Raw genomic sequence first — 21044 nt, 5'->3', positions numbered from 1 at the left:
GACTAGTGAGTAGTCTTCACGTCGTTGATTACGACGTCGTAGCTGACGTTGGCAGCGTCAACGTTGATCTTGACGGTTTCACCCTTCTTGTGGCCCAAGAGTGCCTTGCCGATTGGGGATTCGTTGGAAACCTTGCCGTTGAATGGGTCTGATTGGCTTGAACCCACGATTTCGTAAGTTTCAGGCTCGTCTTCGCCCACTTCGGTAATCGTTACCGTCTGGTAATCGTTACCGTCTTGCCAATGCTTACTTCGTCTGGGTCGACTTCGTCGGCGTTGATGATGACCGCGTACTTCAATTGTTCAGATACTTGGTCGATTCTTTCTTCCAGACGCATTTGTTCGTCTTTAGCTGCGTCGTATTCAGAGTTTTCTGATAAGTCACCGTATGAACGGGCAATCTTCAAACGTTCTACGATTTGTGGCCGCTTAACAAACTTCAGGTTGTGCAATTCTTCTTCCAATTGCTTCTTGCCTTCGGCAGTCATTTCATATCTTTTTTCAGGCATATTAAAAATTCTCCTTTATTTCAACGCTTTGCATTGTTAAATATTAGAGTTTTATCATTTGAAAGTCAACAATTAACGAATAGTTGCGTCCACTTTTTCTTCCAAGGCATTTTGGACTTCAGTCATGGCCTTGCTTACGACTTCATCAGTCAAAGTGTCCTTTTCGTTCAAGAAAGTCAACCGGTAGGCCAGTGACTTCTTGCCATTAGGCAGGTGGGCACCAGCGTAGACGTCGATGACGTCAACCTTGACCAGGTACTTGCCGGCGTTGTCCTCGATCGCGGAGACGACCGCCGCGTTAGTCACGTCTTTATCAACCAGGATTGACAGGTCGCGTTCAACTGCTGGGTACTTCGGCGCTGGAACTGACTTGACGCCCTTGGTCATCAAAGGCAGGATCTTTTCCAGGTTCAGTTCGTAAACGTAAATCTCCTTGCCGGCGAAGTTCTTGTCACTGACGGTCAAAACTGGGGCGATCTGCCCGATCAGCCCAACGTATTCATCGTTGATGTAGATGCCGGCAGTTCTGGTTGGGTGCATCCCGTTGATGACTTCTGGCCGGTATTCAATGCCCTTGCTGATGCCAACCATTTCCAAGAGGTCTTCCAGCTGCCCCTTGACGTAGTAGAAGTCGATCTTTTCATCCTGGTGTTGCCAGTTGCTTTGGCCGGCATTGCCAACGTAAGCGGCAGCCAGATGTTCGTGTTCATTGTACTCATCGTCGGCCTTGTCATAGACGCGGGCGTTTTCAAACAGCTGCAGCTCAGTCTGCTTGCGGGCAAAGTTGTAGGCAATCGTGTCCAACAGACCGCAGATCAGGTTCTGGCGCATGGTCGTTCTGGATGAGTTCAGCGGCCAGTTGACCTTGACTGCTGGCAGCGGCTGCTTGACGAAGGTCGTGGCCATTTCATCGCTGGTCAAGGAGTAGTTGATGGTTTCAGTCAAGCCTTGGCCTTCAGCCAGGTTGCGCAGGTGGCGGATCTTAGTTTCTTCTTCAGTGTAGCCACCGGAGATTTCGCCGGTTTCCGGGTGGGTTGACTTGATGTTGTCGTAGCCATAGATGCGGCCGACTTCTTCAAAGAGGTCAGCATCAATGAAGATGTCCCAGCGGCGGTTTGGCACCGTGACCGTGTAGCTGTCGCCGTCAGTCGTGATGGCGAAGTTGAGCTTGTGGAAGATCTTGACGATCTCGTCCATTGACAGGTTGGTCCCCAAGAGCTTGTTGGTCCGGCTGGCAGTCGTGGTGATTACGACCGGATCGCGCTTTTCGTCAGTTGCCTTGACTTCACCGGCGCAGACCGTGCCGTTGGCGTCGTTTCTCAGGATCAAGGCGCAGGCGTCCAGGGCCTTTTGGGTGTTGTCCCAGTTGATGCCCTTTTCAAACAAGGCGGAAGCATAGGTCCGGTTGTCGTGGCGCAGGGCAGCCTTTCTGATCAAGGCTGGGTCAAAGACCGCGGCTTCCAGAATCACGTCAGTGGTGCTTTCAGTAACTTCTGAGTTGTAGCCGCCCATGACGCCGGCCAGGCCAACGGCCTTTTCGCCATCGGTAATCACCACGTCTTCTGAGTCCAGGTCCAATTCCTTCTCATTGAGCAGCTGCAGCTTTTCGCCCTCCTTGGCCAGACGGACGTCGATGCGGCCATTCTTGAACATAGCGGCATCATAGGCGTGCATTGGCTGGCCAGTCAGCAGCATGACGTAGTTGGTGGCGTCAACGACGTTGTTGATTGGACGAATGCCGGCGTTCCAAAGGCGAGTCTGCATCCAGAGCGGACTTTCGCCAATCTTGACCCCGGTTACCTTTCTCAGGTAGTACTTTGGCGCGACCTTGACGTCGGCAGTGGCCGTGAAGCCGTCAGTCCAGTCTGGACCGTCTTCCTTAAGAACGACGTCCTCAATCTTTGGCTTTTGGTCAATCAAAGCCCCGACTTCGTAGGCTGCCCCTTCCATTGATGAGGTGTCGGCCCGGTTTGGCGTAATGTCAAAGTCCAAAATGTAGTCATCCATCCCCAGGGCCTTGAAGACTTCTTCGCCAGGCTTGAGGCCTTCTTCATGGAAGACGAAGATGCCGTCAGCATACTTTGGCGGAACGAGGGCATCAGCAAAGCCGATTTCCTGCAAGCCGCAGATCATCCCATCGGAAACTTCCCCGCGCAGCTTGCCCTTCTTGATCTTGTGGCCGCCGGCAATGTGGGCGCCTGGCAGCGCCACGATCACGTCCTGGCCAGCAGCAACGTTTGGCGCCCCGCAGATGATCTGCTTAGGCTCCTCTTCTCCCACGTCAACCGTGGTCTTGTGCAGGTGGGTTCCTTCCATCAGCTCGCAAGTCAAGACATGGCCAACGACCAGCTTGCTCAAGCCGGCTTGCGGGTGAACCGTGGAGGCAATCTCAACCCCGGACCGGGTCAGTTTTTCAGCTAAAGCGTAGGGATCTACGCCTTCCATGTTCAAGAAATCTTTCAACCAATTGTATGAAACTAACATTAATCTTCCTCCTGACGGAATTGTTGTAAGAAGCGGACGTCATCACTGTAGAAGTCGCGGATGTCGTCAACGCCGTAACGCAAGATGGCAAAGCGGTCCAGCCCCAGGCCAAAGGCAAAGCCGGAGTAGACGGTTGGGTCAATGCCGGCAGCGCGCAGAACGTTCGGGTGCACCATGCCGGCCCCCAAAACTTCAATCCAGCCGGTGTTCTTGCAGATTGCGCAGCCCTTGCCGCCGCATTCAAAGCAGGAAACGTCCATTTCCACGGATGGCTCCGTGAATGGGAAGTAGCTTGGACGCAGGCGCGTGTCTCTGTCTTGGCCGAATTCGTGCTTGGCCACGCGTTCCAAAGTCCCCTTCAGGTCGCTCAAGGCGATGTTCTTGCCGACTACCAGCCCTTCCATCTGCATGAACTGGTGGGAGTGGGTGGCATCGTCATCGTCACGGCGGTAGACCTTGCCTGGAGAGATCATCTTCAGGTCGCTCTTATTAAAGTCATGCTTTTCCATGGTCCGGGCCTGCACTGGTGAAGTCTGGCTTCTCAAGAGGCGGTCAACGTCAACATAGAAAGTAGCTTGCATGTCGCGGGCCGGGTGGTCCTTTGGCAGGTTCAGCATTTCGAAGTTGTAGTGTTCGGTTTCGATTTCAGGACCTTGCACGACTTGGTAGCCCATCCCGATGAAGAAGCGTTCCAAATCGTCCTGGATGATGCGGATCGGGTGCTTGGAGCCCATGTGCTGACGGCGGCCTGGCAGAGTGACGTCGATCTTTTCAGCTTCAAGGCGCTGCTCGATCATCTTTTGTACCAGCTCATCCTTGGCTTGGGCCAAGCTCTCATTGAAGGCGTCGCGCAGCTCGTTGACCTTTTGGCCCACTTCCTTGCGCCGTTCTGGGGCAACGTCCTTCATTTGGTGCAAGATCTGGGTCAGTTCGCCCTTCTTGCCGACCAGCTTGACGCGGACGTCGTTCAAGCTCTTCTCGTCAGCAGCTTCCTTGATTTCTTCCAGCCCCTGCTCACGCAGGTCTTTCAATCGATCAAATAAATCCATGTAACTAATTTCCTTTCAACAAAAAAAGCTCCGCCCCCAAAAAGGGACGAAGCTTCGCGGTACCACCCTAGTTTAGGCACCAACAGGTGCCTACGCTCTTTGCCGAATAACGGTGGCCGCCGGAATTGATTAGATTCTACTCGCAAGATGAAATTCACAAGCCTTGCCTTAGCTTCCTCTCAGTTCACCAAGAAGCCTCCCTGTCAAAGCTGGGCCCTGCTACTAGTCTTGTTCTTAGTAATTAATTAGAATAATAAGTCAAAATCAAGCCGAATGCAAGCAGCTTTTAAGCCCATTTGTCCGCCCAAAGGTGAACTTGCTCAAAAACCGGCTTCAATTCCGCGCCTTTTGGGGTCAACGTATAGAGTACGATCTTGCGCTCTTCATCCTTGGACCGGTTGACGATCCCTTCAGCCTCCAGTTCCCGCAGCCGTTCCACCAGCACCCGGTCAGAGCAGGCGCCAACGGCATGGGCCAGGTCTCTGAAGCGCATGGCCTTGGTATCGCACAGGGAGCTGATAATCAAGCCGTTCCACTTCTTGCCTATAATCTCGAACGCCTTGACAAAGCGCTGGCACATTTCATAGTTTTCCGCTGGGACGCAGTCACAGGGACTGTCCTTTAATTCAGCAGCTTCCGCCATATAGATTCCTCCTAAGATTTATCATTCTGATTTATGATCCTATTTAAGCATAATTCACTTACCAAATACAAGTGAAAAGCCTGAACAGACCCGTCCAGCCTAGGAGAAGTAATAAATCATGATCCCAGCCGCTACGGCCGCGTTAAGCGATTCAGCCTGGCCCTTGATCGGAATGTAGAGCTTCTCGTCGGAAAGCTCAGCCACGTCCTGGCTGACCCCATGGGCTTCATTGCCGATGACCAAGGCCAGCTGCGGCACTTGGTCAAAGTCCTGCAGCTGCTTGGCTTCCCGGTCCAGCATTGAGGCATAGACCGGAATGTCCGCCGCGCGGAAGGATTCAATGGCGCTGGCCAAAGGGTACTTCAGCAAAGAAAGGTGGAACTGGCTCCCCTGCATGGCTCTTTGAACTTTGGGATTGTAAAGGTCGACCGTCCTTGGCGACAAGACCACCCCATCAAAGCCAGCGGCGTCAGCCGTTCTGATGATGGTCCCCACGTTGCCCGGATCAGCCAGGTCATCGAGCAGGACCCACTTGCCCCAAGTGAAGTCGAAGTGGTCCGGCTGGTTGATTTTGACCGTCATGAAGATTTCCTGTGAGTTCTTGGTTGAGCTCAAATGGTGGGCCACGGCGCTGTTGATCTTGACCAGCTTGTCTTCGTCATATTCCTGGTCCAAGCGGCTGACCGCGTCCGGCGTAGCCAGCAGGTACTGGTACTTCTCCTTGGCCTTCAGGGCTTCTTCCACCAGGTGAAAGCCTTCAATCAGGTAGTAGCCGCTTTCCTCGCGGTACTTCTTCTGGTCCAGCTTGGCAATGGACTTAATTAAGCGGTTGTTGACAGATGTTATTTCTTGCATGATAAAATACTCCTTAGAAATACTATTCTAATCGAACTTGCAAAAAAATTAAATCATAAAACTGAGGGGGATCAAATATGGAAACTAGAAAAATGCAGGTTTACGGCGTCGTTCAAGGGGTAGGCTTCCGCTGGGCAGTTCAGATGCAGGCTCAGGAGATGGGCTTGCCGGGCACGGTGCGCAACAATCCTGACGGCTCGGTCACCATCGTGGTGCAAGGCGAGCCAAGCGAGCTTGACGCCTTCACCAAGGACTTGGGCAAGGCAGCGCGTTTTGCCCATATTTCCCGAATTGATACAGAAATCGTGCCGGAAATGGAACAACTGCACTCTTTTCATGTATTATATTAGGGTAGCCTAAATATCTGGAGAGTTAATACGAAATGAACAAAATCAAAAAATACCTTTTGCCAACTGCTGGCTTAGCCGCCATGACGCTGCTTTTGTCAGCGTGTCAAAGAAGCACGTCCAAGAGCAATGTCATGAAGGCGCCAACAGCTGGTCCTTACTACTGGGTCTACAAGTGGATCGGCCTGCCCCTGCAGCACATTGCCGTCAACCTGAGCCACGCCATTGGCGGGGCCAGCGGGGCCGGCTGGGCGATCGTCATCATCACCCTGGTCGTGCGCTTGATCTTGATGCCATTGATGCTGAACCAGCAGCACAAGGCCATTACCCAGCAGGAAAAGATGCACCGCATCCAGCCGCAGATGGCCCTGCTGCAGAAGGCCTTGAAGACCGAAGGCTTGACGCCCCAGCAGCAGATGGAGCTCAGCGGCCTGCAAAGAGAGATCTACTCCAAGAACAACATCTCTTTGACTGGCGGCATGGGCTGCCTGCCCCTCTTGATCCAAATGCCGATCATGATCGGGATCTACCAGGCCGTAGCCTATTCCTCAGCCTTGGCCCACTCCACCTTCTTTGGGATTTCCCTGTATGACAAGTCCATGCTCTTGACGATCGTCGCCACCCTCCTGGCTTTGGCTCAAAGCGGGATTTCAACCATCGGCATCCCTGAAGAGCAGAAGAAGACCATGCAGGCCACCCTACTCATGAACCCAATCATGACCTTCTTCTTCTCCATGTCCTTCTCCGGAGCCCTGGCCCTTTACTGGGCAGTCGGCAACCTGGTGATGGTCATCCAGCAGCTGATCACGACCTTCATCGTTCAGCCGCATGCCAAGAAGCGGATTGAGAAAGAGCTGCAAGACAAGCCTATCGTGGAAGTCGTTACCCAGGCCAAGCTGGACAGCATCATCAACAAGCCAGCTGCCAAGAGCCAACAGTCAGCCGCTGAATCCAAGCAGCACCAAGACCTGCGCAAGCGCAACCAAGGCAAGCAGCAGCGCAATAAACATAAATAAAGCTGACACGCAAATTTACTAGTCAGCAGACAATAAAACAGCTCATGCATTGCATGAGCTGTTTTATTTGGCCTTAAAGGGCGCTTATTCTTGTTTTCCAGCATCTTGGCTCTGTAGACCTGGCAAGGCATTTCCTTGGCCGCCAGTTGCCTCTTGGGCGGCTTGGCGGGCTTTCAAACGCTTGACGTCGGACTCGCTCAAGACTGGGAAGGTGATTCGGAACTGGCTTCCCTGGCCCAGGACTGATTCCACGCTGATCTTGCCATGGTAGGACTCAACCAGCTTCTGGGCGATGGACAGGCCTAAGCCGTTGCCGCCCTTTTCCCGAGTTCTGGCCTTGTCGACCCGGTAGAAGCGGTTGAAGATCTTCTTCTTGTCTTCATCCGAAATCCCTTCGCCGTAGTCTTGAACCACGATCTGGCACTCGCTGCCTGCCTGGCCGGCAGAAACGGTGATTTCCTTGCGGTCGGTTGAGTACTTGATCCCGTTGTCAATCAAAATGATCAAGAGCTGCTCCAAGTGCCCCTGGTAGATCTGAATCTTGGTTTCCGGATCCAGGTCCGAGACTTCCAAGTGGATCTCAAAATCAGGGTGGACCATGGCCATGTCGCCTACAACCCTGGTCAAGACCTCCATTGGCTCGGTAATCGCGTTTGGATAGTGGACGCTGATCTGCTCTGCCCGCGTCAGGTCCAGCATTTCCTGAATCAAGTGCTTCATTCGCTCCGCTTCTGAAATCGAAGCATCAATAGATTCTTCCAGAATCTGGGGATCATCCTTGCCCCACCGCTTCAACATGCTCAAGTGGCCTTCAATGACGGCTACGGGCGTCCGCAGCTCGTGGGAGACGTCGCTGACGAACTGCTTCTGCTGCTCAATGTACTTTTGCATCCGGTCCAGCATCCTGTTGAAGGACAATCCCAGTTCTTCCAGCTCGTCATTGCGGTGCAGCTCCGGAATTCTGACCGAGCTGTTAGGGTCTTCGTTGACCTCTCTGGCCACCTTGGACATGATCTTGATCGGCTTGACGACGTTGCGCACGACCACATAAGAAACGATGATTGCCGCCAGAATCCCCAGGCAGGAGAGCCAGGCCATGACCCGCACGGTCCGGTGGATCAAGCGGTTGTAGCTGGTCATCACGTTCTTGACCACGATGTAGCCCGTCAGCTTGCCGCTGGTCCGGTTGCGCACTTCCTGGTAAACGTAAAGGACGCTTTGCCCCTTCTTGTCGTCTTTGACGACCGTCTTCTTGCTCCCCGAGAACTTCACCAGTTTAGGCGCGGTATCCCCGTTATGGAAGACGATCTCATCGCGCAGATTATAGATGGCCACGGTAACGTCAGGATTGGTAATCGTCGTCAGCACGCTGTCGCTGAAGACCGAGCTCTTGTTTGAGCTCTGGTCGTTGGGAATGGTTGGCCCCCCGTTCAGCAGGCGCTGGGTATCCGGCGACAGCTGCTGGATGACGCTGGTAATTTCCAATTCGCGGTCAATCCCCACCAAACGCTTGCGCAAAGTCGTTACCACTTCGTTTGAGACGTCCTTTTGCTGGGTGAGAGATTCCTGCTTGACCGTGTTGAAGACAACCCCGCAGAAAACAAGAAAAGAGACCGCGATCGTCAGCGCGACGATGCTGACCCATCTCACGATCAGTGAGACGCGTCTGGTCCCTCTCTTCTTGCCATTGCCCTTATTCGGCATTGTCGTCCTCATCTCTTACCATGTAGCCAGTCCCACGCACCGTCTTGATGTATGAAGGCTTGCCAGGAATGTCGATCTTGTTGCGCAGGTAACGCACGTAAACTTCGACAACGTTGGTTTCAATGTTGGATTCTGGGCCCCAGATCTGGTTGAGCAGCTGGTCCCGGCCAACGACGTTATTCTTGTTTTCAATCAAGGTCATCAGCAGGTTGTATTCCCGCTTGGTCAAGTCAACCGTCTTGCCATCGCCCCGGTGGACGATCCGGTTGGCGGTCTCAATGGTCAGGTCCTTGAACTTGACCACCTTTTGCCGCGGCACTTGTTCCTTTGAAGCATCCTTTTCAATCTTGACCCGGCGCAAGACGGCACGCAGGCGGGCCAGCAATTCTTCAATCGCGAATGGCTTGACGATGTAGTCGTCAGCGCCGTGGTCCAAGCCGGAAACCCGGTCGATCACGGAGTCGCGGGCCGTCATCATAATAATTGGCGTAGTCTTGACTTGTCTTACCCGGCGGGCAATTTCCAGCCCGTTCAATTCTGGCAGCATCAAGTCCAGCAAGATCGCGTCAAAGTCCTCATTCAAAGCGGCGTCAAGCCCCTTGCGGCCGTTATTTTGCACTTCAGTTTCATAGCCTTCGTGCTGAAGTTCCAATTCAACGAACCGAGCCAGGTTCTTTTCATCTTCAATAATCAATATTTTCGCCATAGTTTTCAAATTCCCCTAACAGAAAGTTTATTTTCTCTTCAATTGTCGCTTTAATTAATACGAGTCTCATCTTAAAGCTAATTTTAATAATTCTAGCATAGCCCAAAAATCGAATTTTAACAAGAGACCAATAAAAAATAAGTTCCGGCTGGATTAATTCCAGCTGGAACTTATTTTGCCTCAGCCTTCATTCAAGAATGCTTTAGTCTTTTTTATTATTATTCTTATCTTTGTCTGGCTCTTCTTTGCCTGAGTCTTCTTCAGCCTTCATCTGGTCCAGCAGGCCCTGCAGCTGAGCAAAGGCCGGGTTGACCTTGTCCTTCTTCTCTTCGGCAAATTCAGCTTCAGACACGACTTCCCAGCCCTGGCCTTCCGGGTAGACGTCCTCCTCTTCTTCCTCCTTGGTCAAGACCGTGGTCGGAATGTTCAAGAGAATGTTATCTTCAACCGCCTTCTGCACGTCGATGTCGTCATCCGCGAGTGGAATGATGAACAAACCCATTTCCTTCTCTTCTTGAGTCGGCTCATGGTCGGAATAGTTCTCGACAAAGGAGAACTGCTGCTGCAGCGGCACTGGCGCCAGGCTCCGCGATGACGGCACCACCAGGTCGGCTTTGACCTGGTAGTTGGCCGTTACGAAGGGCTCATCGTAAAACAGCTGACCGCTGACGTGGGCCTGCTTGACGTCGATGACCAGGTTCTTGGCCCGCTCGTAGAAGTCACTTCCAAAGTCCAAGTCGGCATCCACGACGGTCATTGGCTCACGGCTGTTTTTGATCTGAAAATAAGACAGTTTAAGCATTAGTTTACCTCCAGGGGGCGGTGGCCAAAGTTTTGGTCGACCCCAATCATTTGTTCAAACAAGCGGTCGGTTCTGACCTGCAGGCCCAAAGTTCCGTTTTGGGAATTCTTGCGGTCAACCTTGGAAATGATGCTGACCGCGAAATCCTTGCGCTCCTTCTTCAGGTACTTGCGGCCCGCCTTGCTGTAGCCCAAGAGCATGGTCGAAACGTCGTCGTAGCTGTGCAGGACGTCGCTCGTCGTCACGTTCAACAGAACGTACAGGCTCAAGCGGCGCAGGCGGGAGTAAGTGTAGCGCTTGGACTTGACGTGGCGCAGGAATTCGGAGAAGTCCTTGGCCAGGTGAATTTCCGCCTTCATCTTGTACTCTAGCCCCTCGCTCATCTGGTAGATCTGCTGCAGCTCAGGGATGGACGCTGATTCCAAGCGGTATTTCAAAAGCGGGAACAGCAGATCCCAGTTGGGCAGGGTCCTCTGCTTCTTGATGTCGGCAATTTCCCCCGCCGGCAGCCACTGGGACAGGTCTTCGCCCTTTTCCCCGTTCAACAGCAGGTTGCGGATGGCACTGGCACTCTGGACGACCTTTTCCCGCTGGAGAATGTCGTCATGCCCGGCCCCGACTCTGGTGACGGGGTGCAGATGCAGCGGCATCCCCAGATTGGCATTGGCCACGGCATAGGCCAGACCCAGGATGGAGTTTGGCTCGCTGATCTCATGGCCAACTTCCCGGGCAACCATCTGGTTGTACTGGGTCGAATAAGTCTGGCTGTAATCGGCAAAGTCCTGGCGCTGGCGCGGGATCTTGGCAATCTTCTGGCCAAAGTATTCAAAGTTGATGTTGGCATCTTCAACCCCAAAGACCAGGTCGTTGCAGCCCAGCTTGGTCAATAGCTCCACACCGCCAGTCGCGAACATGTCCGCGGGCTGCACCGCATAGGAAAAAGGCAGCTCAAAGACCAGGTCCGCCCCGGCCGCCAAGGCGGCCTTGGCCCGGGACCACTTGTCCAGGATGGCCATTTCCCCTCTTTGGACGTAGTTGCCTGACATCACGACGATGACTGGATCATCCCCAGCCAAAAGCCGGGCCTGGTTCATCAGAAATTCATGTCCGCTGTGAAATGGATTATATTCCGCAATAATCCCAACAACGCTCATTGGCTAGTCTTCCTCGATTTCCACGCGCTTGCCGTCAGCCCACAGCTTCTCCAGGTTGTAGAAGGCCCGAGCATCTTCGGTAAAGATGTTGACGACTACGTCGCCCAAGTCGACCAGGAGCCATTCTGAGTCGTGGTTCCCTTCAACGTGGTAGTCGTAGTAGTCATGCTTGTGGCATTCCTCGATCACGCTGTTGGCAATGGCGTGCAGCTGGCGGCTTGATGAAGCGCTGGTAGCTACAAAAAAGTCGCTCAGGATGCTGATCCCGCGCATGTCATATGCCTCGGTGTCCTCACCGTGGCGTTCGCTGATGGCTTTCAATACGATGTCTAATAACTCTTCGCTCTTCAAATGTAATTTCTCCTATTGTTATTTTTGGTGTTTTTGCTTGTCTTTGGCTCTTTCCTTGGCCTGCAGCTGCTTCTGGCTGTCCGCGGAAACTGCCCAGACATTGTAGGCTTCCAGGGTTCTTGGGTAGATCTTGGCCCGCTTTTCAGCCAAGTATTCCAAGGTATGGGCCAGTTCATAGCCGACCCCGGCATTCAGATCGGCAAAAGCAGTCTCGCGGGCTTCCTCAACCCCTGGAAAGTCCCGGCCGGGCTCAATGAAGTCTGCCACGAAGACGATCTTGTCCAAGGTGGTCATCTCCTTGTCCCCTGTCGTGTGCCGGTTGACGGCCGTCAGGATTTCCGGATCCGCGATCTGCAGGTCCCGCTTGATGAAGTAGGCCCCAACGATCCCGTGCCAGATGGCCCGGCTCCAGTTGAGCAGGTCAGGATCAAAGCCTTCTTCCTTGATGGCCTGCACGTAGTCAGCCACGGGAATCTGCTTGGCATAGTCGTGCACGAAGCCCGCCAAGGCAGCCTTGTCTTCATCATAACCGTTGAGCTTTGCCAGCTTGCGGGCCGTCTTGGAAACGCCGATGCAGTGCTTGAAGCGCTTCTCGTCCATCATGCTCTTTTCCTTGGCGATGATCTCATCGCTGGTCAAAGGCGAATAGGTTTCCTTAAATGCCAGCTTAGTCACGGTAAAGCCCCTTTTCTTCAATATACTTGCGCACCGGGTCTGGCACCAGGTAGCGGATTGAGGTCCCCGTAGCCACGGCCCGGCGGATATAGGTTGAGCTCAGGCGGATGTCGGGAGCGTCGACCCAGATCATTGAGTAGTGCGGATCCTGGGGATAGCCAGGACGGCGGATGCCAACCAGGGTGCACAGCTTGGCCAGTTCGTCAGCATCTTTCCACTTGTGGAAGCTGTTGACCTGGTCGCTGCCCATGATCAGGTAGTAGGTGTTCTCCGGGGCCTTCTTGGTCAGATAGCGCATGGTGTCGATCGTGTAGGACACGCCGCCTCGGAACAGTTCCAGCAGCTTGACCCGGAAGCGCGGATTTTCCCGCGTTGCCAAGTCCAGCATGGTTGCCCGGTCCCGGGCAGAAATCTTGATTGGCGCGTCCTTGTGCGGGGGGATGTTGTCCGGGATGAACCAGACCTCATCCAAGTGCAGCTTGGTCATTGCCTGCTCGGCAGCAACCAAGTGGGCGATGTGGACGGGGTTGAAAGTCCCGCCCATGATCCCGATCTGCTTGCCGCGGCCGCGATGGTCTTCTTCTGTTTGAACCTTCACGCCAGGTTCTTTGCTGAAATCTACTAATGAATCCATGATCAACCTCTAATTAAGAATGCTAAATTAAAGCTCTTCTGGTTCCTAAGCCAATTCCGCCCGGAGTGTAAGCCTTGATCAGGCAGCCGGCGGGCACGGTGATAAAGCCGACCCCGGCAAACAAGACGTCGCTCCGGTATTTAATATTGTATTCCTGCCCCTTAAGCGCTGGCAATTCATCCTTGGCACCCGGCGGGGTCAGCAGCTCGCCGACATGCTTTTCGTAAAACTCGTCAGCCTTCTCCGTCTTGGTCCGGTGGACATACATGCTTCTTGAGGCATAGACCGTAAAGGAAGTCGATGGCCCTTGCAGGTAGTCGATCCGCCCTAAGCCAGCCAGGAAGATCGTATTCCCAGGCAGCAATTGGTAGGTGGCCGGCTTAAGCGGCTTCTTTGGCGCGACAATGTCCAGCTCCTTTGGATCCAGCTTGCTTGCCAATTGCTTCTTGGTCATGATCCCTGGGGTGTCGACCAGGAAGTGGCCGTTGTCCAGCGGAATCTCGATCCGGTCCAAAGTGGTTCCCGGGAAGCGGGAAGTCGTGATCAGGTTCTGCACGTCGCCCATTTCGTCGATAATGGCGTTGATCAGAGTCGACTTGCCGACGTTGGTCGTGCCGACGAAGTAGACGTCCTGGTCCTGGCTGTGCAGGTTCAAGTACTTGATCAGCTCATCCAGGTTCTTCTTCTTGGCCGCGGAGATCAGAAAGATTTCCTTTGGGTACAAGCCCATCCGGTTGGCCTCTTGCCGCATCCAGTCCTTGATCTTAGACTCCTTGGAGTTGAGCGGGAACAAGTCGAACTTGTTGCCGACCAGGATAAAGTCGTTGCTGCCGACAAATCTCTTCAGGGAAGAAATCAATGAATTGGAGAAGTCGAACAGGTCGACTACGTTCACGATCAAGGCCTTCTTAGCAGCCAAAGAGTTGAGCAGGGCCAGGAAGTCGTCATTGTCCAGCTCCACTGGCATAATTTCATTGTAATGCCGCAGGCGGAAGCAGCGCTGGCAGTACACTTCCTCGCGCTCACCGTTTTCAACCTTGGCCAAGGCTGACTGTGGCAGATAGCCGGCTTGCTGGCTGTCTTGGCTTTGCAAGACTGACCCGCAGCCAATGCAGCGAATTTCTTCACTCATGTAATTGTTTCCTCCTTGAACTTTCTTTATTGTGCCTCCCCTAATTATATAGAAAAATTGGGGTTTAACAAAGAAAAAGCGCATCTAGCTCAGGGCTAGATGCGCTTTCCTTAGCGTTCGTTGATTAAGCTAAAGCCTTCTTAGCAGTTTCTGCTAAAGCGGCGAAAGTCTTTTCGTCGTTGTAGGCGATGTCAGCGAGCATCTTACGGTTCATGTCAACGCCGGCAAGCTTCAAGCCGTGCATCATCTTTGAGTATGACAAGCCGTTTTGACGAGCCGCTGCGTTGATCCGGGCGATCCACAATCTTCTGAATTCGCTCTTGCGCTTCTTACGGTCGCGGAATGCGTACTTGTATGAAACGAATAATTGCGTAGAAGCAGCCTTAAATTGAACGTGCTTTGAGCCACGGTAACCCTTGGCAAGCTTCAAAACCTTCTTACGACGTGCGCGTGTAACAGTACCACCTTTAACTCTTGGCATCTGAAAATCCTCCTAATATCGTTAGTGTATTAATAAAAATAGTAAATTAACGCATTTGGGAAAGCATTTGCTTGATGCGCTTCAAGTCGCTAGCTGATACCATAGCGGCCTTTCTCAAATGACGACGTTGCTTCTTGGTCTTGCCGTGGAAACGGTGACCAGTGAAGGCGTGGTGACGCTTCAAACCGCCGTTACCAGTTCTCTTAAAACGCTTTGCAGAAGCGCGGTGGGTTTTCATCTTTGGCATGGTAAAATTCCTCCAATTAACTATTTTTTATTTTTGTCTTTATCGCTCTTAGGACTGAGCACCAAAAACATTTGACGGCCTTCCATTTTTGGACGGCTGGTTACAACAGCAATATCCGAAGTTTCTTCGGCCATCTTTTCCAGCACTTGTTGTCCTAACTCCTTGTGCGTGATCGCACGGCCTCTGAAACGAATCGAAACACGAACCTTGGCGCCTTCTTTTTCAATGAACTTGCGTGCATGCTTCAACTTAGTTTCGAAGTCATTGCCTTCAATCGTCGGACTCAAGCGAATTTCCTTGACGCTGACTTGCTTGGAATTCTTCCGGCTTTCCTTCAGCTTCTTTTGTTGTTCGAAACGGTACTTGCCGTAATCAAGAATCTTGGCAACTGGTGGCTTGGCATTTGGTGAAATCAAAACCAAATCAAGGCCAGCATCGCTCGCCTGGCGCAGAGCTTCGTTCTTTGACACAACCCCAACCTGCTTGCCGTCAGCATCGATCAGCCGAACTTCACGAGCACGAATGCTTTCGTTGAGGATCATGTTGTTTTGTTTCTGTGGTATAACTGTTCACCTCCATGTTAATTTCGAGGACAAGAAAAAAGCGGGTAATCAAAGCCCGCCTTTAAAATCAACAGAAAATATCGATTTGCCCAGAGGTTCATTAACTTAGGCGAGAAGCGGGGGCTTCTTCTTGTTCTCAACTTTTTCTATTGTACTAGGTCTCCGATTGTCCGTCAAGGGCTAATTTCACTTCGATCTCATGAGAGTCTTCGACGCTGATATCGTAATAGAGCAAAAACGTTGCTCGACTTTTAGGCATACCAAGCTTGTCAATGCAGTCTGCCAAGACTGATTTGATCAATGACTTCTCTTTAATTTGCTGAAGAATAGTGCCGCAGCCCCCGTTGCCAAAACTTGACCGAAAGCCAGTAGAGCAACGGCAAAAAGACCAGCAGGTACAAGAGCAGCCAGCCGCCGTGGCCTGACAGCCAGTCGACCGGCAGGTTGCTGACCAGCAAAAGCGGAATCAGCCAAGTAAAGAGCTGCTGGATGATCCGCGGAAAGATCTGCTTGGGCCGGGCGGCAAGACTGACCAGGTCCTCCACGATCCCGCCCAGGGCAGTCAGTCCTTCAAACCAAAATAGCAGGGTCAAGCAAAGCTGGTTCAATAGAAAGATTAAAAACGCCGTCAGGACAACCATGCCTGCCACCAATGCTGCTTCCCCCCCTGCTTTTTCCACGCAAAGATAGTGGACAAGCAGACCGCCTGACAAGAGCAGGTTGAAAAAGCTTGGCACGTCCAGGCTCCGTCCTACAGCCAGCCAATAGCTTGAGCTGGGACGGACCAGCAGATAGTCCAGGTTGCCCTCCAAAATGTCGTCCCCCAGGCTTTCATGACCCAGGATAAAGAACAAGTTGTACAGGTAGACCGCGCTATTCATGAAGCTGATCATGATGAAATAACGGTTTGCCGTCCAGCCCGCCAGATTTTCGCCCTGGCTGAAATAAACTTTCCCAGTAAACAGCTCGATCAGCAGAAAGACCGCGGCCAAAATAAAAGTGATAATGCTGGTGCCACGGTAGATTAGAAATTCTTCCAGACTTTGCTGCCAAATAGCTTTAATCGTGCTCATGCTCCTGCCCCCTCAAAAGTCTTGATTCCTTTTTTAAAAAGCACCTGTTCCAGCAATAGACTCAGCAAGAGCCAGGCCACGACGGCCAGGCAGTTTTGCCCAAACTCGCGCCTATTGACTGAAGCCGTCAGCAGCCGGACTGGAAAGTCGGTCACTAATGAAAAAGGATTGTACTGCAGATACTTGTAAGCTGGGCCCAACAGGCGCAGAGGAAAGTACAGGCCGCCCAGCAGGAGATAGATCGCGTTAATGCCGCTTTGCAGGGGCCACATATTAAGCAGCCAAAAGCTGAGCATGGCCAAGGCCATCATCAGGCTAAAGAACATCAAGCTGCTCATTAGCAGGTAGACCGCCAATAAGAGCAGGCTGCCGGCACTTTTCAGCAAAAAGAGCAGCAAAAGCAGGTAAAGCACGAGCAGCGGGGTCTGCAGGCCCACGTTATAGCTGAACAGATACCAATATAAGGACAGTGGCCGGGTCAAATAGACTGACAGGCTCCCAGTATTGACCATGTCCGCGAATTGAAAGACCGGACCAGTGGTAAAAATCAGGCTGACCAGGTTCGTGACCAGCAGATAGCGGGCCATTTGCTGGAAGCTCTCTCCTTCCGCGAGAATAAACCTCCACATCAGGATCGTGACCAGCAGGCTGGCCAGCTGCAAGGCCAGCTTCATCACCGTATTCGCCCGGTAGACCAAGCTGTTCTTTAAGCCTAAATAATAAACTGGCAAATATTTTTTCATTCTTTTTCTCTTCGCCGATTGTAAAATTAAACTGAACGCTGTTCCGATCCAGTAAGAAAAATCGTTTTCACTGGATTAGAGCACAAAAAATCCATTTCAACCATCTGGTAGAATATGAATTACCACAAACATTTCTAGAGAGGTTAAAATGGATCATTCATATTCTAACACTAAACCACACCAAAAGGGCAAGCGCCTTAAGCTGAACGACCGGACTACAATCCAGGAGCTACACTCTAAGGGCTACTCTAATCGTGCTATAGCTAGAGAACTTAACTGCTCACCAAGCACGGTCGTATATGAGCTCAAAAGAGGCACAGTATCCGTGTATACCGGCAATGTGAAGCGGTATAAAGCTGTCGAAGGACAGAATCAGGACCAGGAATAAGCTTCCAAAGAACAGGCTTGTCCTTAATCTGAAGTCCAATGGGGTTGAGCTGTCATTTTACAGTGATGCCACTAGAGAGCTTATGCTCGAAGTCGTAGACAGGTTCTTGAGCCATGATTAATCTGGCTGAATTAGGTCGAGTGTTCATTGTTTGCGGTAAGACCGACATGTGACGAGGAATTGATTCGCTTTAAAGCACTTTATTGGGACGGCCAGGGCTTCTGGCTGCTCTATAAGCGCTTCGAGAACGGGAAGCTGGCCTGGCCGAATAATGAAGACGAAGTTCGAGAGTTGTCCGAAAGGCAAGTCATGCGCTTGATGCAGGGCTTTACCATTGATCCTAAAATTAATACCGCAAGAGCTCGTGAATTATAGTGATTTCACGAGCTTTTCTGGTATTCTTATGATTATGAATCAAGGAGGGACAACAACCATGACTGACAAAGAAACTTCAACTTTAATCGAAACGCTCAAAGCAACTAACGAAGAGCTGCTCAAGCAGGTCGCCCTTCTTACTGAACAAGTTGAGTATTTGACCAGGAAGCTTTACGGAAAATCCTCCGAAAAGAACGTTGTCAATACTAACCAGCTGAGTCTCTTTGACGAAGACAAGGCTGGCGGTGAAGATGACGAGGACTTGCCCTCGCATTACCGAAACTATTACCTATAAGAGACGCAAGTAAGTCGGCAGAAAGCAAGATATTTTAGATTCTCTACCTGGCGAGGAAGTTCATTACCAGTTGGATGACCTTACCTGCCCGGACTGCCAGCACGAGCTGAAAGAGATCGGCAGCTTCTGCGCTAGACAAGAGCCGCTATACGTTCCAGCCAAGATTAAGAGAATCGATCACATTCAGCACTCTTACAAGTGCCAGTACTGCAGTGATGAAGCACCGGCTGACAAGATTATCAAGGCACCGTTAACCAACAGTCTTGGCTCAGCTTCTTTGATCTCAAATACGATCTATCAGAAGTACGTTCTCAAGGTTCCTGCCTACCGACAAGAAAAAGACTTGCGGCGCATTGGCATTCCGCTTGATCACAAGACGGTTTCCAATTGGCATATCAAAGTCTGTGAGTACTACCTTTCCAACCTTTACGAGCGCTTGAGACAAGAGCTGCTAAAGCTGGAGGTCATTCACGCAGATGAGACGCCGTACCGAGTTCTAGACAGCGAGAGAGCCAAAGACTATGTCTGGACCTTCTTGTCAGGCAAGCATGCCAAGACGCCGATTGTTCTATATCACCACGGGTCACGAAAAGGCATCGAAGCATGGAATTTCCTCACAGGCTTCAGCGGATACCTTCATTGTGATCAATATCCTGGCTATCTGCGATTAAGCCAACAAGATGTGACTCTTGTTGGCTGTATGGCTCATGCAAGGCGGAAGTTCCGTGACTCCTTGCCAAAAGACAAGGCCAGAGAGTTCGACGCGACTTCAGTTGCCAAACAGGGGATCCACTACTGTGATCAAATGTTTAGCCTTGAGCATTCCTGGAAGGACCTTTCAGCTGAAGAAAGATACAAGAAACGCCAGTCTGAATTAAAGCCTCTGCTTAAGAAGTTTTCCGACTGGTGCTACAAGAAATCAGTCTTCGTGCTGCCATCAGGCAAGCTGGGGGCAGCCTTCCAGTACTGCTTAAACCATATGGACAAGTTCATGAACGTTCTAAAAGATGGTCGCCTTGAACTGTCCAACAACAGAGCAGAGCGAGCAGTCAAAGAGATCGTCATGGGACGCAAGAACTGGCTCTTTTCACAGAGCAGCACTGGCGCCAAAGCCATGGCCATCATTATGAGCATACTCGAAACCGCCAAGCAAAATGGCTTGGATCAATTCAAATACATCAACTATCTTCTAGACAAGCTGCCCAATGAGCTGTCATTATTAGACAATCAGCGTCTGGAAGCCTATTTACCATGGGCTGAGAATGTTCAGCTCTACTGTAAGTAAAGTCCCATAAACTGATTAATCCCATCTTAGCATTGCTAGGATGGGATTTTAATATACTATGCTATTGGGCGCTTACGAAAAAAAGGCGGATGCCCTCAATTCTTGAGATCATCTGCCTTTTTCGGGTTTATTTAGTTTTCCTTCTTCTTGCGCTTGAAAGCACCCAGGATGCCGATCCCGCCAAGAATAGAAGCAAGTCCTAAGACAAAGGCGGCCTTGGAATTGTCTTCACCGGTTTGCGGCAGCTGGTCTTGAGCTTGCGCAGCCTTTTGGGTAGTCATTTCAGCAGGCGCAGCTTCCTTGACGCTGACCATCTTGGCCGGTTCAATCGTAGTATTGCCTTGATCGTCAACGTTAGTAACTTTGCCATTCGAATTACTCTTTTGGACATTGTCCTTAACCTGACTCTTTTCATCATCGGTTAAGTGACTGTTATCACTTACTGGGGTCTTGGTCGTTGGAATTACAGGTTCGTTCTTAGATGCATCAGTTTGACGGTTATTTACATTGTCAATTGCTTTATTGATATCATTAGCAGCTTCATCAATATCCTTCTGACTTGCATGCGGATCGTTCTTGACTTGGTTACCATGATCGATTGCTTTATTCAAATCATCACGATTCTGATCTGAAGTATTGGTGTAGTTACCGCTAGTCTTAGCAGAATTACCATTATTGATAGCCTTATTTAGATCATCTTTTGAAGTTCCTGTAGTGGTATCTTTACCAGATATTACATTCTTTGAACCATCCGGATAAGTAATTGTGGTATTGCCTTGATCGTCAACGTTAGTAACTTTGCCATTCGAATTACTCTTTTGGACATTGTCCTTAACCTGACCCTTTTCATCATCGGTTAAGTGACTGTTATCACCAACAGGAATCTTTGAAGCAGGAATTGCAGGTTTGTTATTAGCTGCATCGGTCCCTTGGTTCAAATTATTGATATCATCACTGATCTTCTTAGCAGCGGCATCAACATTACTTTGACTAGCCTTAGGATCTTGGTTAAGCGTTTCAGCATCAGTAATATCTTTGTCTAACTGTCTACGTTTAGCATCAGAAGTATCTTGGTAATCTGAACTATCAGTTTGAGTCTTATTCCCTTTATTAATGGCGTCAGTTAATGCTGTCTTATCAGTGTCTTTTCCGCTTAAACCATTGATGGCGTTTTCAATTGCTGAAGCATCCGCATCAGCTTCCGTTTGCGTTAAGCCACTCTGGGTCTGGGCTGTTTGACCTGCCTTAATAGCCTGGTCTAATGCGGCCTTGCTGTCGTCTGAACTGTTGGCGTATTCAGAACCAGCTTGGGCGGAAGTACCTTGGCTAATGGCTTGATTCAACCCATCTAAGCTGGTTGGTTGACCCTTCAAACCCTTGATCGCATCGTTAATAGCCTGGGCATCTTGAGCGGCCGTGGCTTGGGTCAAAGGATTATTCTTCAGATCCTTATCAGCTTGGCTGAGGGCATTATCCAAGGCGGTCTTATCGGCGTCATTGGCGTCGTTGTAGTAGCCGTCACTCTTTTTAGCTG

General features: G+C 51.1%; 21 protein-coding genes, 4 pseudogenes and 2 other annotated features. Of the genes and pseudogenes, 6 read left to right on the top strand and 19 right to left on the bottom strand.

Annotation, left to right across the window (positions count from 1 at the left end; translation table 11 throughout):
* Nucleotides 1-2: 2 nt before the first annotated feature.
* From greA to FYJ62_RS03190, 5 genes and pseudogenes are all read right to left on the bottom strand, one after another.
* Nucleotides 3-508, bottom strand: a pseudogene (gene greA, locus FYJ62_RS03210) (transcription elongation factor GreA).
* A 72-nt stretch (nt 509-580) separates the two neighbouring features.
* Entirely contained in the window at nt 581-2992 is a 2412-nt protein-coding gene (gene pheT / locus FYJ62_RS03205) for a phenylalanine--tRNA ligase subunit beta (protein ID WP_154547678.1), read from the bottom strand.
* A complete protein-coding gene (gene pheS / locus FYJ62_RS03200; protein ID WP_154547676.1) occupies nt 2992-4041 on the bottom strand; it encodes a phenylalanine--tRNA ligase subunit alpha in 1050 nt (349 codons plus the stop codon). Before pheS ends, pheT begins: the two co-directional genes overlap by 1 nt.
* Before the next feature lie 39 nt (nt 4042-4080).
* Nucleotides 4081-4286: a binding site (T-box leader), on the bottom strand.
* A 41-nt stretch (nt 4287-4327) separates the two neighbouring features.
* Complete coding sequence (locus FYJ62_RS03195) at nt 4328-4684, bottom strand: winged helix-turn-helix transcriptional regulator (RefSeq protein ID WP_154547674.1); 357 nt, start codon at nt 4682-4684, stop codon at nt 4328-4330.
* 99 nt (nt 4685-4783) lie between these two features.
* Nucleotides 4784-5539 carry a TrmH family RNA methyltransferase gene (locus tag FYJ62_RS03190; RefSeq protein ID WP_154547672.1) on the bottom strand — a complete coding sequence of 252 codons (756 nt, stop codon included), beginning with the start codon at nt 5537-5539 and terminating at the stop codon, nt 4784-4786.
* Nucleotides 5540-5616: 77 nt separating this feature from the next.
* Here FYJ62_RS03190 and FYJ62_RS03185 point away from each other — a divergent pair, with 77 nt between their 5' ends.
* Both FYJ62_RS03185 and yidC read left to right on the top strand, forming a co-directional pair.
* Complete coding sequence (locus FYJ62_RS03185) at nt 5617-5889, top strand: acylphosphatase (RefSeq protein WP_154547670.1); 273 nt, start codon at nt 5617-5619, stop codon at nt 5887-5889.
* A gap of 32 nt (nt 5890-5921) precedes the next feature.
* Nucleotides 5922-6902, top strand: coding sequence for a membrane protein insertase YidC (gene yidC, locus FYJ62_RS03180; RefSeq protein WP_154547668.1), 981 nt, complete (start codon nt 5922-5924; stop codon nt 6900-6902).
* An 84-nt stretch (nt 6903-6986) separates the two neighbouring features.
* Here the strand turns inward: yidC and FYJ62_RS03175 are convergent, their stop codons facing one another.
* From FYJ62_RS03175 to FYJ62_RS03115, 13 genes and pseudogenes are all read right to left on the bottom strand, one after another.
* Nucleotides 6987-8606, bottom strand: coding sequence for a HAMP domain-containing sensor histidine kinase (locus FYJ62_RS03175; RefSeq protein WP_206988462.1), 1620 nt, complete (start codon nt 8604-8606; stop codon nt 6987-6989).
* A complete protein-coding gene (locus tag FYJ62_RS03170) occupies nt 8596-9312 on the bottom strand; it encodes a response regulator transcription factor (RefSeq protein ID WP_154547664.1) in 717 nt (238 codons plus the stop codon). Before FYJ62_RS03170 ends, FYJ62_RS03175 begins: the two co-directional genes overlap by 11 nt.
* 202 nt (nt 9313-9514) lie before the next feature.
* Complete coding sequence (locus FYJ62_RS03165) at nt 9515-10114, bottom strand: DUF177 domain-containing protein (protein WP_154547662.1); 600 nt, start codon at nt 10112-10114, stop codon at nt 9515-9517.
* Nucleotides 10114-11268, bottom strand: coding sequence for a nucleotidyltransferase (locus tag FYJ62_RS03160; protein ID WP_154547660.1), 1155 nt, complete (start codon nt 11266-11268; stop codon nt 10114-10116). The genes FYJ62_RS03165 and FYJ62_RS03160 overlap by 1 nt, the downstream gene beginning before the upstream one ends.
* A 3-nt stretch (nt 11269-11271) precedes the next feature.
* Complete coding sequence (gene rsfS / locus FYJ62_RS03155) at nt 11272-11619, bottom strand: ribosome silencing factor (protein ID WP_154547658.1); 348 nt, start codon at nt 11617-11619, stop codon at nt 11272-11274.
* 90 nt (nt 11620-11709) lie between these two features.
* Nucleotides 11710-12294, bottom strand: a pseudogene (gene yqeK / locus FYJ62_RS03150) (bis(5'-nucleosyl)-tetraphosphatase (symmetrical) YqeK); the annotation flags it as partial.
* The gene (locus FYJ62_RS03145; protein ID WP_154547654.1) at nt 12287-12928 is read right to left on the bottom strand and encodes a nicotinate-nucleotide adenylyltransferase; all 642 of its coding nucleotides are present in this window, start codon (nt 12926-12928) and stop codon (nt 12287-12289) included. The gene FYJ62_RS03145 and the pseudogene yqeK, both read right to left, overlap by 8 nt.
* Nucleotides 12929-12950: 22 nt before the next feature.
* Nucleotides 12951-14060: a ribosome biogenesis GTPase YqeH gene (gene yqeH, locus FYJ62_RS03140; protein WP_154547652.1), complete on the bottom strand. Its 1110-nt coding sequence runs from the start codon at nt 14058-14060 to the stop codon at nt 12951-12953.
* Nucleotides 14061-14184: 124 nt separating this feature from the next.
* The gene (gene rplT / locus FYJ62_RS03135) at nt 14185-14541 is read right to left on the bottom strand and encodes a 50S ribosomal protein L20 (protein WP_002879237.1); all 357 of its coding nucleotides are present in this window, start codon (nt 14539-14541) and stop codon (nt 14185-14187) included.
* Nucleotides 14542-14587: 46 nt separating this feature from the next.
* The gene (rpmI, locus tag FYJ62_RS03130) at nt 14588-14788 is read right to left on the bottom strand and encodes a 50S ribosomal protein L35 (RefSeq protein WP_154547650.1); all 201 of its coding nucleotides are present in this window, start codon (nt 14786-14788) and stop codon (nt 14588-14590) included.
* 20 nt (nt 14789-14808) lie between these two features.
* Nucleotides 14809-15330: a translation initiation factor IF-3 gene (gene infC, locus FYJ62_RS03125; RefSeq protein WP_154547648.1), complete on the bottom strand. Its 522-nt coding sequence runs from the start codon at nt 15328-15330 to the stop codon at nt 14809-14811.
* 47 nt (nt 15331-15377) lie between these two features.
* Nucleotides 15378-15489 (bottom strand) — a sequence feature (ribosomal protein L20 leader region).
* 173 nt (nt 15490-15662) lie between these two features.
* Entirely contained in the window at nt 15663-16424 is a 762-nt protein-coding gene (locus FYJ62_RS03120; RefSeq protein WP_154547646.1) for an ABC-2 family transporter protein, read from the bottom strand.
* Nucleotides 16421-17167 (bottom strand): ABC-2 family transporter protein, encoded by a 747-nt coding sequence (locus tag FYJ62_RS03115; RefSeq protein WP_154547644.1) that lies wholly within the window; start codon nt 17165-17167, stop codon nt 16421-16423. Before FYJ62_RS03115 ends, FYJ62_RS03120 begins: the two co-directional genes overlap by 4 nt.
* A gap of 148 nt (nt 17168-17315) precedes the next feature.
* Between FYJ62_RS03115 and FYJ62_RS03110 the strand changes: the two are divergent.
* The 4 genes and pseudogenes from FYJ62_RS03110 to tnpC form a co-directional block, all read left to right on the top strand.
* Nucleotides 17316-17540: pseudogene (locus tag FYJ62_RS03110) on the top strand (helix-turn-helix domain-containing protein); the annotation flags it as partial.
* A 162-nt stretch (nt 17541-17702) separates the two neighbouring features.
* Nucleotides 17703-17930: an IS66 family insertion sequence element accessory protein TnpB gene (tnpB, locus tag FYJ62_RS03105; RefSeq protein WP_229771822.1), complete on the top strand. Its 228-nt coding sequence runs from the start codon at nt 17703-17705 to the stop codon at nt 17928-17930.
* Nucleotides 17931-17988: 58 nt separating this feature from the next.
* Complete coding sequence (locus FYJ62_RS03100) at nt 17989-18225, top strand: IS66 family transposase (protein WP_154547642.1); 237 nt, start codon at nt 17989-17991, stop codon at nt 18223-18225.
* Nucleotides 18182-19510: pseudogene (gene tnpC / locus FYJ62_RS03095) on the top strand (IS66 family transposase). The gene FYJ62_RS03100 and the pseudogene tnpC overlap by 44 nt, the downstream one beginning before the upstream one ends.
* A gap of 131 nt (nt 19511-19641) precedes the next feature.
* Here the strand turns inward: tnpC and FYJ62_RS03090 are convergent.
* Nucleotides 19642-21044: LPXTG cell wall anchor domain-containing protein (locus tag FYJ62_RS03090; protein WP_154547640.1), on the bottom strand; the 1403-nt coding region annotated here is incomplete at its 5' end.

Source organism: Lactobacillus porci, from assembly GCF_009695985.1.
Lineage (GTDB): Bacteria > Bacillota > Bacilli > Lactobacillales > Lactobacillaceae > Lactobacillus > Lactobacillus absianus.
This window is presented reverse-complemented; position numbering and strand designations above follow the sequence as displayed.